We start from the raw sequence: 13,395 nt of genomic DNA on the forward strand, positions 1-13,395 counted from the left end.
GTTCGGCTTTTACCGGCACAAGGCCGGGGCGCAATGTGCCAGGCGGGCACTACCATCTCGCCTGTTTCGATATTCGCCTGCCGGCCAAATGTTTTTTCTCGGTAAAGAACATCTTTTGGCCCGTCAAGCCCGGACGTCCCCTCCGGGACACTCAGTCGCCGTAGGGCACCCAGACGTTCTTGACCTCGATCGCACGGCGCAGCAAGGCATCGCCGGCTGCTTCGCTCGACGCCCAGTCGAGGCTGTGGCCGTTGCCGGTCCAGACACGCTTGAGATTGCCGATGGACTCGGCCTCCGCCTTGGCACAGGTCTCGGCATCGGCGAATATCCAGAGCCCGTCGACATCGTCGTGCTTGGCCAGCACGCCGGCCAGTTCGGCGCTACGGCCCGTAACGATGTTGATGGCGCCCGCCGGAACGTCGGAATATTCGATGACCTGGTAGAGGTCGGTGGCAAGCAGCGGGTATTTTTCGGATGGCACTGCGACTACGGTGTTGCCCATGGCAAGCGCCGGTGCCATCAGCGAGATCAGGCCAAGCAGAGGCGCATTGTCCGGTGCGATGATGCCGACGACGCCGACTGGCTCGTGCAGCGCCAGCGTGACGGCGCGGGCCGGCGGCTGGTGGACGCGGGCCTCGAATTTGTCGGCCAGGCCGGCGTAGAGGAACAGGCGCTCGATCGACAGCTCGACCTCGTCGCGCGCCGCCTTGCCGGTCGCGCCGGTGAGCTGAGTCAAACGGGCGGCAAACTCGTCGGCGCGGCCGGAAAGATTTTCGGCCACGTAGTAGAGTACCTGGCTGCGGTTGTAGACGGTCGCCTCGGGCCAGGCCTTGCAGGCGCGCGCGGCCGCGACGGCGTCGCGGATATCCTTGCGGTTGCCGAGACCGACCTCGCCGGCAAGCTTGCCCTTGGCGCTGGCGATGGCCAAGGAATAATTGCCGTCCGGCCGGACCTGCTTGCCGCCGATGAACAGCTTTGCCGTGCGGTCGATGACGCCAGCTTCCGCCTGCTCGACAGATTGGGCAGAAGACGTTGCGGGTTTGATGATCGGGCCGAGCGGCAGTTTTGCCGAGAGATATTCGAACATGCCCTCGCGCCCGCCTTCGCGGCCAAAGCCGCTCTCGCGATAGCCGCCGAAGCCGCAGGAGGCGTCGAACATATTGGTGCCGTTGACCCAGACGACGCCGGCCTTCAATTGCGGCGCGACGTGCAGGGCAAGATTGATGTTCTCGCTCCACACTGAAGCGGCCAGGCCATAGCGTGTGTTGTTGGCGAGCTCGATCGCTTCTTCGGTGTTGCGGAAGGTCATAGTGGCGAGCACCGGCCCGAACACCTCTTCCTGGGCCAGAATGTTAGCCGGCGAAACACCGGTCGCCAGAGTTGGCAGATGATAATAGCCCGCGGCGGGCAGTGCCGAGTCCGGCTGCCAGCAGATCGCACCCTGCTTGGCGCCCTCGGTGATCAGGCCCTTGACGCGATCGAGCTGAGTCAAATCGACCAGCGGGCCGATATCGGTGTTCTTGTCGAGCGGACTGCCGACGCGCAGCCGGCTCATCCGCGTCTTGACCTTGGCGATGAAGGCGTCGGCGATGCCTTCCTGCACCAGAAGACGCGAGCCGGCACAGCACACCTGGCCCTGGTTGAACCAGATACCGTCGACCAGACCCTCGACGGCGCTGTCGAGGTCGGCATCCTCGAAAACGACGAATGCCGACTTGCCGCCAAGCTCCAGCGAAAGTTTCTTGCCCGAGCCGGCAGTGGCCTTGCGGATGATCTTGCCGACCTCGGACGAACCGGTGAAGGCAATTTTCTGGACGCCGGGATGGTTGACGATGGCCGCGCCCGCCTCCGGGCCGCCCTGGACGATGTTGACGACGCCCTTCGGCACGCCGGCGCGTGCGCAGATCTCGGCAAAGAGGATCGCGGTGAGCGGCGTGAATTCCGCGGGTTTGAGCACCACGGTGCAGCCCGCGGCGAGCGCCGGCGCGATCTTCCAGGCGAGCATCAAGAGCGGGAAGTTCCACGGGATGATCTGGCCGACGACGCCGACGCCCTTGTGACCGGGAAAATCCCGGTCCAGCGCCTGCGCCCAGCCGGCATGATGGATAAAATGGCGGATCGCCAGCGGCACGTCGATGTCGCGGCTTTCGCGGATCGGCTTGCCATTGTCGATCGATTCCAGCACCGCGAACAGCCGTTGGTGGCGCTGCATGGCGCGGCCGATGGCATAGAGCACTTTGGCTCGGCTGTAGCCGGTGCTGGCGATCCATTTCGGCAGCGCTTTTGTGGCGGCCGACACCGCCGCGTCGATATCGGCGGCACCAGCGTCCGACACCTTGGCCAGCAGCTTTCCCGAGGACGGATCGCTGGTGTCGAAGGTTTTGCCTCCGCTGGCTCCCTTCCAGTCGCCGCCGATGAACAGCGCCTTGCCGAAATCCCGCGCGGCCAGCCAGGCATCGGCCTCGTTGCGGGCTTCCGGCGCCAGCCCGTAATCCATGGCGTGATAGCGTTCGAGGATGTTCATGAAGCGCTCCGAATCACGCCATCGCGTGGCGATGATTGGCCGAGTAGTGGCCGGTCAGATGATGCTCGAGCTGGCGCTCGATATCGGTCAAAAGGCTCGATGCTCCGAAGCGGAACAGCTCCGGCTCCAGCCACGGCCGGCCAAGCTCTTCCTTCATCAGCACCAGCCAATCGAGCGAGGCTTTTGCCGTGGAAATGCCACCGGCCGGCTTGAAGCCGATGAGATAGCCGGTTTCCTCGAAATAGGCGCGGATCGCGCGCACCATGGCAAGGCCGACCGGCAGCGTCGCGTTGACGGTTTCCTTGCCGGTCGAGGTCTTGATGAAATCTGCACCCGCCATCATCGCCACCATCGAGGCGAGCATGACGTTGCGCAGCGTCGCGAGGTCGCCGGTGCCGAGGATCACCTTCAGATGCGCCTCGCCGCAAGCGGCGCGCATCGAGACGATCTCGTTATAGAGCTCCTGCCATTTCGCCCCGAATACCAAACCGCGCGGGATGACGACGTCGATCTCGTCGGCGCCGTCGCGGACCGATGCTTCGATCTCTTGCAGGCGCGTCGAAAGCGGTGCAAGTCCATGCGGGAAGGCGGTCGAAACGGCGGCGACATGGACACCGCTCCCGCGCAGCGCTTCGACGGCGGTGGCGACGAAGGGATGATAGACGCAGACCGCCGCCGGGCGGATCTTTTCACCAGTAATGCCGAGCCCTTCGACGATGTCGCGACGGAACGGGTTGACCGCCTTGGCACAAAGCCGGCGCACGCGCTCTTCCGTGTCATTCGAGTTCAGCGTCGTCAGGTCCATGCAGGCGACGGCGCGCAGCAGCCAGGCCGCCTGGTTATCGGCCTTGATCGACCGTCTTTTGGTCAGGCTGGCAACGCGGCGTTCCAGCGCCGAGCGGTTGACGCTGCGCATCGATTCCATGAAGCCGAGATCGAGCCTCATACCGGGATTGCGGGCAATGCCATGGGCTTGCGGCATCGGCGCATTGGCGGCGGCGCGCGCAGGCAGCGGCGTGATCTTGGACGTGCCGAGATCGGTTTCGCGGATTGTGCTGCTCATCTCCTGCCCCTTGTTCAGCGAGTTATGCCGAAGATAGACCGTGAAGCAGCGCTTCACGAGTCCTTCAAGCGGTCATAGCGGAAAAAGACGGTCGAGGCAGCCGACTTTTGACCGTGTGGTCAAAATCAGGGTCGCAAACCAGTAGACTCTGAACTGCCGCGTCTCAGCCGACGAAGGCGCGCTCGACGACGAAGCTTGCCGGATGATGCAGCGAGCCTTCCTGGAAGCCGTGGCTTTCAGCCAGCTCCTTGACGTCCTTGAGCATATGCATCGAGCCGCAGATCATGATGCGGTCGGTCTCGGGATTGAGCCTGTCGATGCCGAGATCGGTGTAGAATTTGCCCGAGCCAATCAGCGCGGTGATACGGCCCATGCGCTCGGAGGTCTCGCGCGTCGTCGAATTATACAGCGTGACGCGGCCGCCGGTCAGCTCGCCGATCAGCGGATCGTTCTCCAGTGCGGCCACCAGTTCCTGGCCGTAGGTGAGCTCGGCATTGTCGCGGCAGGTATGGGTCAGGATAACCTGCTCGAACTTCTCATAGGTATCGGGATCGCGCAGCAGGCTGGCGAAGGGAGCGATGCCGGTGCCGGTCGAGATCATGAACAGGCGCTTGGCCGGGGTCAGCGCGTCGACCACCAGCGTACCCGTCGACTTCTGCCGCATGATGACAGTATCGCCGATCTCGATTTTCTGCAGCTCCGAGGTAAGCGGGCCGTCCGGCACCTTGATCGAGAAGAATTCGAGTTCGTCATCCCAGGACGGGCTGGCGATCGAATAGGCGCGGAACACTGGCTTCTCGGCATTGGGCAGGCCGATCATGACGAATTCGCCGGAGCGAAAGCGCAGCGACTGCGGCCGGGTGATGCGGAACGAAAACAGCCGGTCGGTATAATGCTTCACCGAGACCACGGTTTCGGCATAGACATTGGCCGGTATCGGGAACTGCAACGGCCGGGCGCCGGCTGTGTTGAACGCGGATGTGGTGTTCATCAAACCTAACCTTCTGGGCCGGCTCAGCGGCGGCGCCAAATCTCCACCTGCGCGCCCGAACCGGTCAGGTTCCAGCGTGCCGTTTGCACACTCCGAAGCGGTAAGCTCTTGTGTCCGGAATTTATTAGTATACAAACGATATTTGCGTCAAGACGCCGCCGTAAAACAGCTTTCCAAACTAAGGCATGTAGGCAGTTCGGGCATTTCGGGTTTCGACAATGGGACAGAATTTTTCGGCGCAAGCGCTGGATTCGACTGGCAGCGTCGTCGCCGGCATCGATGTCGGCGGAACTTTTACCGACCTCCTTCTGATCTACGGCCGTGACGGTGGCCGGGTGCACATCGCCAAGACCCCGACGACAGTCGACAACCAGGCGTTCGGCGTCGTTTCGGCACTTGGCGCCACCGGATTTCCGGTCGACGGCATCGACCTCATCGTGCACGGCACGACGACGACCACCAACGCGGTCCTGGAGCGCCGGCTGGCCAAGACCGGCATGATCACCACGCGCGGCTTTCGCGACGTCATCGAGCTTGGCCGGCGAACACGGCCGCAGGCCTATGGCATGACGGGCACCTTCATCCCGATCATTCCGCGCAATCTGCGGCTCGAAGTGTCGGAGCGGGTCGAGGCCTCGGGCGCGGTGCGCATCCCGCTCGACGAGGCCGAGATGCGGACAGCGATTTCACAACTGATCGCAGCCGGCTGCGAATCCCTGGTCATCCATTTCCTGCATTCCTACGCCAACCCGGCGCATGAGCGGCGCGCCGCCGAGATAGCGGCCGAGCTTTGGCCGAACGGCTACATCACGACAGGCCACGCCCTGCTTTCGGAAGCGCGCGAATTCGAGCGCGGCGTGACCGCTTCGGTCAACGCTTCGGTCCAACCGATCCTCGAACGCTATGTCGAGCGGCTGCGCAAGGAGCTGGCGTCAAAAGGCTACGCCCGCGACTTCCTGATCATGAACGGCAACGGCGGCATGATCTCGGCCCGCTTTGTCACACGTGAGTCGGCCAAGACCGTCATGTCCGGCCCCGCTTCCGGCGTCATTGCTGCCGCCTATACCGGCAAACGCGCCGGCTTCGAAAACCTGGTCACGTACGACATGGGCGGCACCTCGACCGACGTGGCGCTGATCCGCAACGCCGAGCCGGCAGTGTCGAACGAGATCGAGATCGAATATGCGATGCCGATCCACGTGCCGATGGTGGCGGTCCATACGGTCGGCGCCGGCGGCGGCTCGATCGCCCGCGTCGATGCGGCAGGCCTGATCCAGATTGGCCCGGAAAGCGCCGGCGCCAATCCCGGGCCAATCTGCTACGGACGCGGCGGCTTGGAGCCGACCATCACCGACGCGAATCTGGTGCTCGGCAGGCTGGCGCCGAAGAAGCTGCTCGCGGTGGAAAACCCGGTCACCGTCGAACGGGTCACCGGCATATTCGAGGACAGGATCGGCCGCGCCACAGGCTTGTCCGGCGTCGAAGCGGCGGGTGCGGTGCTGCGGCTCGGCAACGTGAAGATGGCCGGCGCCATCCGCATGGTCTCGGTATCGCGCGGCCACGACCCGCGCGATTTCGCGCTGTTTGCCTTCGGCGGCGCCGGTCCGCTGCATGCGACGGCGTTGGCGCGCGAACTAGGCCTGCCGAAAGTGCTGGTGCCGGCGCGGCCAGGCATCACCAATGCTCTTGGCTGCGTTGTCGCCGATCTGCGCCATGATTTCGTCAACACGGTCAACCAGCCGGTGGCCAGTCTCGACGAAACCCAACTCTACGAGACATTGGAACGGCACCGAAACGAAGGCGAGGAGCTGATCGGCAAGGAAGCGGTGAAGCCGGAAGCAATCCGCGTCACGCATTCCGCCGACATGCAGTTCGTTGGCCAGACGCATATCATCAACGTGCTGCTGCCCTCGTCTGCGGTGACACGCCAGGTACTGCAGCAACTGTTCGAGAGTGCCTATTTCGCCCGCTTCAAGGTCGAGCTACCGGAAATCCGCGCCAATCTGGTCAACCTCAACACGTCGGTCACCGGCGTGCGGCCGACGATCGATCTGTCCCGGCTGATCGACCCGGCTGGGCGCGCCAAAACGCTCGAAGGGGCGCGGCGCGAAATCCGGCCGGTCTGGTATGGCGGGCGCTGGTACGATACGCCGGTCTACAGCAGGGAAGAGCTGCCGCTCGACGCAGTCATCATGGGGCCGGCGATCCTCGAACAGATGGACGCCACCACAGTGCTCGAGCCCGGCGACCGGGCGCGGTCGGATGCCGACGGCAACATCATCATCGATATCGGCGAGGCCTGAGATGGAGCAGCTTGACACTATTACGCTTTCGGTCCTCCATGCGGCCCTGCAGCAGGTCTGCGACGAAATGGACCTGACGTTTTCGCGCGCCGCGTTCTCGCCTGTTATCGCCGAGGCCAATGACCGTTCGGATGGCATCTATTCGGCGCTCGATGGTTCGCTGATCGCGCAAGGCAGCCAGGGCCTGCCGGTGTTCGTCGGCGTCATGCAGTATTCGACCAAAACGGTGATCGAGATGATCGCCGACGGACGCTGCCTTCCGCCCGAGCCGGGCGATATTTACATCGTCAACGATCCCTATCTCGGCGGCACCCATCTGATGGATGTGCGCTTCGCCATGCCGGTCTACCGGGACGGGAAGATCTTCTGCTGGCTGTCGAACACCGGCCATTGGCCCGACATTGGCGGTTCGGTGCCGGGCGGCTTCTCCGCCTCGGCAACGGCGGTCGAGCAGGAAGGCTTGCGGTTGCCGCCGGTGAAACTGTTCAAGAAGGGCGTGCTCGACCCGGAGATCTACGCCATCATCTGCTCCAACATCCGTGTTGCCGACCAGCGCATTGGCGATATCCGCGCGCAGGCGGCGGCACTGCTGATCGGCCAGGACAGGCTCAATGGAATCCTGGATCGTTACGGAGACGAAACAGTTGTCGAAGCGATCGCCGAATTGCGGCGCCGCGCCGCTGAACAGATGCGCGTCAACATATCGGCCATTCCCGACGGGATCTATCGCTCGCAGGCCTTCGTCGATTCAGACGGCGTGGTAAACGAGCCGCTCATCATCGCGCTGGCAGTCGAGAAAAAAGGCGACACGCTCAGCTTCGACTTCTCGGGCTCATCAAAGCCCTGCGTCGGGCCGATGAACAGCGTTCTGGCGACGACGCTGTCCTCGGTCTATCTCGCTATGCGCCATATTTTCCCGGATGTGCCGATCAGCGCCGGCGCCTTCGAACCGCTGATCGTCAAGCGGCCGGAAGGCACCTTCCTCGACGCCAAATATCCGCGCCCTGTATCGGGCTGCGCCGCCGAGGTTTCGCAGCGCATCGCCGAGGCGGTGTTCGCGGCGATGGTGCAGGCTCTGCCGGACAGGGTGACGGCGGCTCCGGCCGGCTCCAGCGGCAATTTCGCACTCGGCGGCAACGATCCGGTCCGTGGCCGCGACTACGTCATGTACCAGATTTCCGGCGGCGGCTATGGTGGCAATGCTGATCACGACGGCCTGACCAATGGCTGCTCGACCATAGGCATCTCCAAGTCGCCGCCGGTCGAAATCATGGAGCAGGCATTTCCGGTGCTCTACCGCCACTATGCGCTGCGCGAAGGCTCCGGTGGCGCCGGCAAGCATCGCGGCGGTTTCGGGCTTGCCTATGAGGTGGAAATCCTGCGCGGCGATGCACGTGCCTCTTTCGTCATGGACCACGGCCGCTTCGGCCCGCAAGGCGCGCTCGGCGGCAAGGACGGCGCGGTCAACACGGTCACCGTGTTCCGCGACGGCAAGGAACATGTGCCGCCACACCTGTCCAAGGAACAGGACATCGCGTTGAAAGCCGGCGACCGCGTGCGCGTCGGCACGCCGGGCGGCGGCGGCTACGGCGATCCCTTGCAGCGGGACGCCGATCTGGTGGCGAGGGATGTCGCGCTGGGCTATTACACGCCCGCAGAAGCCGCCGAAAGGTTCGGGGTCGCTCTCTCGGCGGATGGATTGGGGATCGACCGGGCAGCCACGGAAAAGAGGCGCGCCGGCTGACGGCGCGACCCCGGATTTCCTTCATTTGCGGCCAACGATCAGTTGCGGTGATCCAGCCTCGCGACCAGCCGGTCGCCGGCCCACTGGATGCCGCAGACCAGGGTGATCAGGACGATGACCACGGCGATCATGACTGACGTTTCGAAGCGCTGGTAGCCGTAGCGGATGGCGAGGTCGCCGAGACCGCCGGCGCCGATGGCGCCGGCCATCGCCGAGGCGCCGATCAGTGTCACCAGCGTCACCGTGAAGCCGGCGACGATGCCGGGCAGCGCTTCCGGCACCAGCACCTCGCGAATGATCGTCCAGCGGTTGCCGCCCATGGCGCGCGCCGCTTCGATCAGCCCGTGGTCGACCTCATGCAGCGACACTTCGGCGATCCGGGCATAGTAGGGCGTCGCCGCGATCGACAGCGGAACGATCGCTGCCCAGGTGCCGATCGAGGTGCCGACGATCAGCCGCGTCACCGGGATCAGCGCAACCAGCAGGATGATGAAAGGCACAGAGCGGAAGCCGTTGATGACAGCGCCAAGCGCGCGGTTCACCCACAGGTTTTCGGCGATGCCGCCGCGGTCGGTGGCGACCAGCGCCAGGCCGAGCGGCAGCCCGAAAACCAGCGAGACGAGGCCGGAGGCGGCCGTCATCAGGATCGTTTCCCAGATCGAACGGACGAGAAGCTCAAACAGAACCGGCGACATGGCCAAGCACCTCCACCCGCGCTTGGCGGGCTTTCAAGAACGCGATCACCTCTGCCAGGTGAGCTTCATTGCTGCCGGCGACCGCAACGAACAGTGTCCCGACAGGCTGCTGCTGGACGTGATCGATGCCGCCATGCACGAGGCGGAACGAGCCGGGAACCGCCGAGGCAAGATCGGACAAAAGCGGGCTTCGCGCGGCCTCACCGGCCACGTCGATCCTGAGGATCGCCTCCACGCCGGCGTTCCGCGTTAGCCGGCTTGCGATCTCCGCCGGCAATTGCGGCCGGATGCCGCCGAGCAGGCTCTGCGTGATCGCCGACTTGGGGTCCGCAAAAATCGACCAGACCGGGCCTTGCTCGACGATCCGCCCAGCGTCGATCACCGCGACACGATCGGCGATCGAACGGATCACCTCCATCTCGTGCGTGATGAGCAGGATGGTCAGGCCGAGCTGCCGGTTGATGTCTCTGAGCAAGGCAAGGATGGAGCGCGTCGTCTCCGGGTCCAACGCCGAGGTCGCTTCGTCCGACAGCAGCAGCGCCGGGCGCGCCGCAAGCGCCCGGGCAATGCCGACGCGCTGCTTCTGCCCGCCCGACAGCGACGCAGGATAGGCTTTCGCCTTTTCCGACAGGCCGACAAGCTCGAGCAGCTCGGCGGCGCGCGCCAGGCGTTCGGCCCTGGGCCGGCCTTCGATCTTGAGCGGCAGCGCTACATTGTCTTCGACCGTCCTGGCGGACAGCAGGTTGAAATGCTGGAAGATCATGCCGATGCGCCGGCGCAGCGGCTGCAATTCGCGCTCGCCGAGCCGGCTGATGTCGCGGCCTTCGATGAAGACTTGTCCTGAATCCGGCCGCTCCAGGCCGTTCAGGCAGCGTATCAGCGTCGACTTGCCGGCGCCGCTGCGGCCGATGATGCCGAGGATCTCGCCCTGGCGCACGCTGAGCGACACGCCGTCCAGCGCCGCTGTCGCGCCGAAGCGGCGCGTCAGCTCGATGAGGCGCACGACATCGTTCGGTCCCGCGGAGCGGCCGCCGACGGGATGCGTGACTTCGGTGACCGAGGCGAAATGCTGGTTCATAAAAGTTCCTGTATTGGTGTCCGGCAAACGCGATCGCGGTCCGCGTTGAAGCGCGGACCGCTTTATCATGCCGGGCCTCAGCGCCCAGTCGAGCTCGGCATCAATAGGCGCTGACGCCGGTTCCCTTGTAGACCCGGTCGAATTCGGCCTTCACCTTTTCGTTCTGATAGGAGGCGACCAATGTCTTCACCCAGGGCTGGTTTTCATTGCCGGCCTTGACCGCGATGAAATTGCGATAGGGATTGTCGGCCACCGCCTCCTGGGCGATGCGGTTCTCCGGTGTGAGGCCGCTTTTAAGCGCCCAATCCGTGTTGACTACGGCCCCGTCGAGGTCTTCCACCGAGCGCCCGACGATGCCTGCGTCCAGCTCCTTGATGACCAAGTGCTTCGGGTTTTCGGCGATGTCGGTGGTCGTCGCCAGAATGCCGGTGCCTTCCCTGAGTTTGATCAGATGTTCGCTCTGCAGGACGCGCAGTGCGCGGCCCTCATTGGACGGGTCGTTCGGCACGCCAATGACCGCGCCTTCGGGCAGGTCGGCAATATTCGCGTACTTCTTGGAATAAAGGCCGATCGGCCAGACCCCGGTATAGCCGACCGGGACGATGTGATAGCCCTGCGTCTTGATCTGGTTGTCGAGATAGGGCTTGTGCTGGAAGGCGTTGGCGTCGATTTCGCCACGCTCGAGCGCTTCATTCGGCTGGGTATAGTCGTTGAACACCACGGTCTCGATCGTCAGGCCCCTCTCCGCCGCCTGGGCGGTGACGACGCGCCAGACGTCCTCGTCCTCGCCGCTCATGATGCCGACCTTGACCGCCGTCTTGTCCTCGGCGAACGACGGCGCAGCAAGGCTGACAATCGCAACCGCTGATGCGAGAAGTACAGCGAGGCCGGCGCGCCGGCTTATAGTTGCCGAGAAGAATGGAAGCAAAGTGTTGGTATTCCCAGGCATGGTCAATCCCATCGGTTTTGCAATCGTTGTGGCCAGGCGGAATGCGAAGCCTTGCGAGTATCATCGGAAATGCTGATCGCCAGATCAAAGAACAGTATTTCACACCAGATGAGGAGCCGGGAATATTCTCTCAAAGTTTCTGGCCTGGCGAGCACAGGACGCTGCCGCCTGGCGTGCTGACTCGGCTATGTGGCCCGCCGTGCGTCGGAACGGCGGGCCTTTCTGCGTCGGAATGCCCCACAAGGGCAGCAGTCTGGGATGTCGACAATGCTGGACGCGCCGCATGTCCCTTCAAAGCGACGCGCTTGTTCACTCGATGACCTTCACGATCCTGCGCGTGCCAGGATCGACCAGGACGGTCCGATTGTCGACGACGACGTAGCGGTATTTGACGCTGGGAACTTCATGAAGCTCGACGGTATCGGGCAGTGTCGAGCCGACATTGAGCTCCACGCCGGGAAGCTGGACGGACGCCAGAGGCTGCTTTTTCACATACTCGCGTACGATCGTCTCCTGCTGCGGTTCGATGACCACGTCCTGGGCCGCAGCGGCGCCAACACCCGCAAGCAGCAAGAACCCTGCCGCGGCTGCCGAAAGATGCATTCTCATGATCGTCTCCTTTCGTCGTGAGCCACCTCTGCGCTGCGCCGCGTCATGCTGTTCGCAGCGGGGTCGCTAGGTCGGTAACGTCACCGGGTAAAGCTTGTTCCGCCGCTCGGATCGCTTGCCGTTTCGCTCGGTTAATTTGGAACAAAGTTTTTTAGCCGCAGTTTTACGCGGTGAAGGGACGCATTTTCCAAGGAGATCTCTCATGAAAGGCGTTCTGATCACCAGCATGCTAGCAATCAGCGTCAGCTGCGGAGCGGCACTTGCCCAGACGCAGCAGTCGACCGACGACCAGTCCGGCGCTAATTGCGCAGCCGGCACTGCCAACTGTCCAAATGGCGCCAAGATGGGCGAGCAGGCTCAGGGCAAGGCCGGCGCTACGACTGAACAACAGGCGCAGGGCAACAAAAAGCTGAAGACCGACGAGCAAGCTCAGGGCAAGGCTGGCGCTACGACTGACCAGCAGGCTCAGGGCAAGCCGAAAATGAAGACCGAAGAGCAAGCTCAGGGCAAGGCTGGCGCCACGACTGACCAGCAGGCCACGGGCAACACCAAAATGAAAACCGACGAGCAGGCCCAGGGCAAAACCGGAACCACCACTACCGAGCAGGCCCAAGGCAACACGAAAATGAAGACCGAGGAGCAGGCTCAGGGCAAGACTGGGACCACGACCAGCGAGCAGACTCAGGGCAACGCCTCTACGCAGACGCAGGACCAGAGTTCGACCGCTTCCATCAGCAATGTGACCGTTGAACAGAAGACAGAGATTACCCAGGTCATCAAGGAAACGAATGTCCAACCGGTTTCCAATGTCGATTTCGACATCTCTGTCGGCGTCGAGGTTCCGCGAAAGAAGGTCCGGCTGCATCGTCTGCCGGCGCGCATCGTCAAGATTGTTCCGGCTTACGAATCCTATGAATATTTCGTGCTGGCCGATGGCCGAATCGTCATCGTCGATCCGAATACCTACAAGATCGTGCTTATCCTGACCTAGTTGTAGCCGGACGGTTTGCAAGACCGTTTGATTGCACCGGTAAGCCCGCGGCGCGACTTGCGCGGCGGGCCTTACCGCATCCCACTCCACAGCGTTGCAGCGTCTGCAAATCGCAGATCACGGCCCGTCCTCGGGGCGAGGAGCCAGCATGGTCTGATCGATGGTGTCGGGCAGGCATGGACTTGGAGCGCACCTTGTTCGGAATGACGCAGTGGCCATGGCATCAATATTCGGGACCAGCACCATTCTCGCGTAGTGCCGCGGCCACAGCGGTTCTCCAAACCAGATGAAGATGCCGCCAACCATCAGCGCCAGCAACAAGAGCGCCGTTGCGTTTGCAAATATCTCGCCGTAGCGCATGGTAACCTGTCCCGGCCGGAAGTCGATTCAGCCTGTGACAGCGGCAATCGGAACGGTGCCGAAACCCAGCTCTACTGCCCTCGGCGCC

General features: G+C 63.4%; 11 protein-coding genes. 3 read left to right on the plus strand and 8 right to left on the minus strand.

From position 1 onward, the window contains the following. Positions 1-151: 151 nt before the first annotated feature. The 3 genes from NKH98_RS07675 to NKH98_RS07685 all read right to left on the minus strand — a co-directional run bounded on the left by NKH98_RS07675 (position 152) and on the right by NKH98_RS07685 (position 4,578). The gene (locus NKH98_RS07675; protein WP_352897499.1) at positions 152-2,524 is read right to left on the minus strand and encodes an aldehyde dehydrogenase family protein; all 2,373 of its coding nucleotides are present in this window, start codon (positions 2,522-2,524) and stop codon (positions 152-154) included. 13 nt (positions 2,525-2,537) lie between these two features. Beyond that, on the minus strand, positions 2,538-3,587 hold the full coding sequence (gene deoC / locus NKH98_RS07680) for a deoxyribose-phosphate aldolase (protein ID WP_352897501.1): 1,050 nt from the start codon (positions 3,585-3,587) through the stop codon (positions 2,538-2,540). Positions 3,588-3,750: 163 nt separating this feature from the next. Then, a complete protein-coding gene (locus NKH98_RS07685; RefSeq protein WP_352476915.1) occupies positions 3,751-4,578 on the minus strand; it encodes a ferredoxin--NADP reductase in 828 nt (275 codons plus the stop codon). A gap of 218 nt (positions 4,579-4,796) precedes the next feature. Between NKH98_RS07685 and NKH98_RS07690 the strand changes: the two genes are divergently transcribed. After that, the gene (locus NKH98_RS07690; RefSeq protein ID WP_352897503.1) at positions 4,797-6,881 is read left to right on the plus strand and encodes a hydantoinase/oxoprolinase family protein; all 2,085 of its coding nucleotides are present in this window, start codon (positions 4,797-4,799) and stop codon (positions 6,879-6,881) included. A 1-nt stretch (position 6,882) separates the two neighbouring features. After that, complete coding sequence (locus NKH98_RS07695) at positions 6,883-8,625, plus strand: hydantoinase B/oxoprolinase family protein (protein WP_352897504.1); 1,743 nt, start codon at positions 6,883-6,885, stop codon at positions 8,623-8,625. A gap of 38 nt (positions 8,626-8,663) precedes the next feature. Here the strand turns inward: NKH98_RS07695 and NKH98_RS07700 are convergent, their stop codons facing one another. The 4 genes from NKH98_RS07700 to NKH98_RS07715 form a co-directional block, all read right to left on the minus strand. Further along, positions 8,664-9,320: a methionine ABC transporter permease gene (locus tag NKH98_RS07700; protein WP_352897506.1), complete on the minus strand. Its 657-nt coding sequence runs from the start codon at positions 9,318-9,320 to the stop codon at positions 8,664-8,666. After that, positions 9,301-10,398, minus strand: a complete 1,098-nt coding sequence (locus NKH98_RS07705; RefSeq protein ID WP_352897507.1) for a methionine ABC transporter ATP-binding protein — start codon at positions 10,396-10,398, stop codon at positions 9,301-9,303. Before NKH98_RS07705 ends, NKH98_RS07700 begins: the two co-directional genes overlap by 20 nt. Before the next feature lie 100 nt (positions 10,399-10,498). Then, positions 10,499-11,347 carry a MetQ/NlpA family lipoprotein gene (locus tag NKH98_RS07710; protein WP_352897510.1) on the minus strand — a complete coding sequence of 283 codons (849 nt, stop codon included), beginning with the start codon at positions 11,345-11,347 and terminating at the stop codon, positions 10,499-10,501. 309 nt (positions 11,348-11,656) lie between these two features. Next, positions 11,657-11,956, minus strand: a complete 300-nt coding sequence (locus tag NKH98_RS07715; RefSeq protein WP_254815751.1) for a DUF1236 domain-containing protein — start codon at positions 11,954-11,956, stop codon at positions 11,657-11,659. Between the two features lie 202 nt (positions 11,957-12,158). Between NKH98_RS07715 and NKH98_RS07720 the strand changes: the two genes are divergently transcribed. Continuing rightward, positions 12,159-12,947, plus strand: a complete 789-nt coding sequence (locus tag NKH98_RS07720; protein ID WP_352897512.1) for a DUF1236 domain-containing protein — start codon at positions 12,159-12,161, stop codon at positions 12,945-12,947. A gap of 117 nt (positions 12,948-13,064) precedes the next feature. On the opposite strand, the gene NKH98_RS07725 is transcribed toward NKH98_RS07720, so the two are convergent. Continuing rightward, positions 13,065-13,307, minus strand: coding sequence for a polymerase (locus NKH98_RS07725; RefSeq protein WP_352647976.1), 243 nt, complete (start codon positions 13,305-13,307; stop codon positions 13,065-13,067). Positions 13,308-13,395 lie beyond the last annotated feature (88 nt).

Source organism: Mesorhizobium sp. M0833 (genome assembly GCF_040319905.1).
In the GTDB taxonomy this organism is placed as follows: Bacteria; Pseudomonadota; Alphaproteobacteria; order Rhizobiales; family Rhizobiaceae; genus Mesorhizobium.

Excerpts from the sequence above, each read along its gene's own strand:
- NKH98_RS07675 (WP_352897499.1), bottom strand. The coding sequence starts at position 2,524 with ATGAACATCCTCGAACGCTATCACGCCATGGATTACGGGCTGGCGCCG.
- deoC (WP_352897501.1), bottom strand. The coding sequence starts at position 3,587 with ATGAGCAGCACAATCCGCGAAACCGATCTCGGCACGTCCAAGATCACG.
- NKH98_RS07685 (WP_352476915.1), bottom strand. The coding sequence starts at position 4,578 with ATGAACACCACATCCGCGTTCAACACAGCCGGCGCCCGGCCGTTGCAG.
- NKH98_RS07690 (WP_352897503.1), top strand. The coding sequence starts at position 4,797 with ATGGGACAGAATTTTTCGGCGCAAGCGCTGGATTCGACTGGCAGCGTC.
- NKH98_RS07695 (WP_352897504.1), top strand. The coding sequence starts at position 6,883 with ATGGAGCAGCTTGACACTATTACGCTTTCGGTCCTCCATGCGGCCCTG.
- NKH98_RS07700 (WP_352897506.1), bottom strand. The coding sequence starts at position 9,320 with ATGTCGCCGGTTCTGTTTGAGCTTCTCGTCCGTTCGATCTGGGAAACG.
- NKH98_RS07705 (WP_352897507.1), bottom strand. The coding sequence starts at position 10,398 with ATGAACCAGCATTTCGCCTCGGTCACCGAAGTCACGCATCCCGTCGGC.
- NKH98_RS07710 (WP_352897510.1), bottom strand. The coding sequence starts at position 11,347 with ATGCCTGGGAATACCAACACTTTGCTTCCATTCTTCTCGGCAACTATA.
- NKH98_RS07715 (WP_254815751.1), bottom strand. The coding sequence starts at position 11,956 with ATGAGAATGCATCTTTCGGCAGCCGCGGCAGGGTTCTTGCTGCTTGCG.
- NKH98_RS07720 (WP_352897512.1), top strand. The coding sequence starts at position 12,159 with ATGAAAGGCGTTCTGATCACCAGCATGCTAGCAATCAGCGTCAGCTGC.
- NKH98_RS07725 (WP_352647976.1), bottom strand. The coding sequence starts at position 13,307 with ATGCGCTACGGCGAGATATTTGCAAACGCAACGGCGCTCTTGTTGCTG.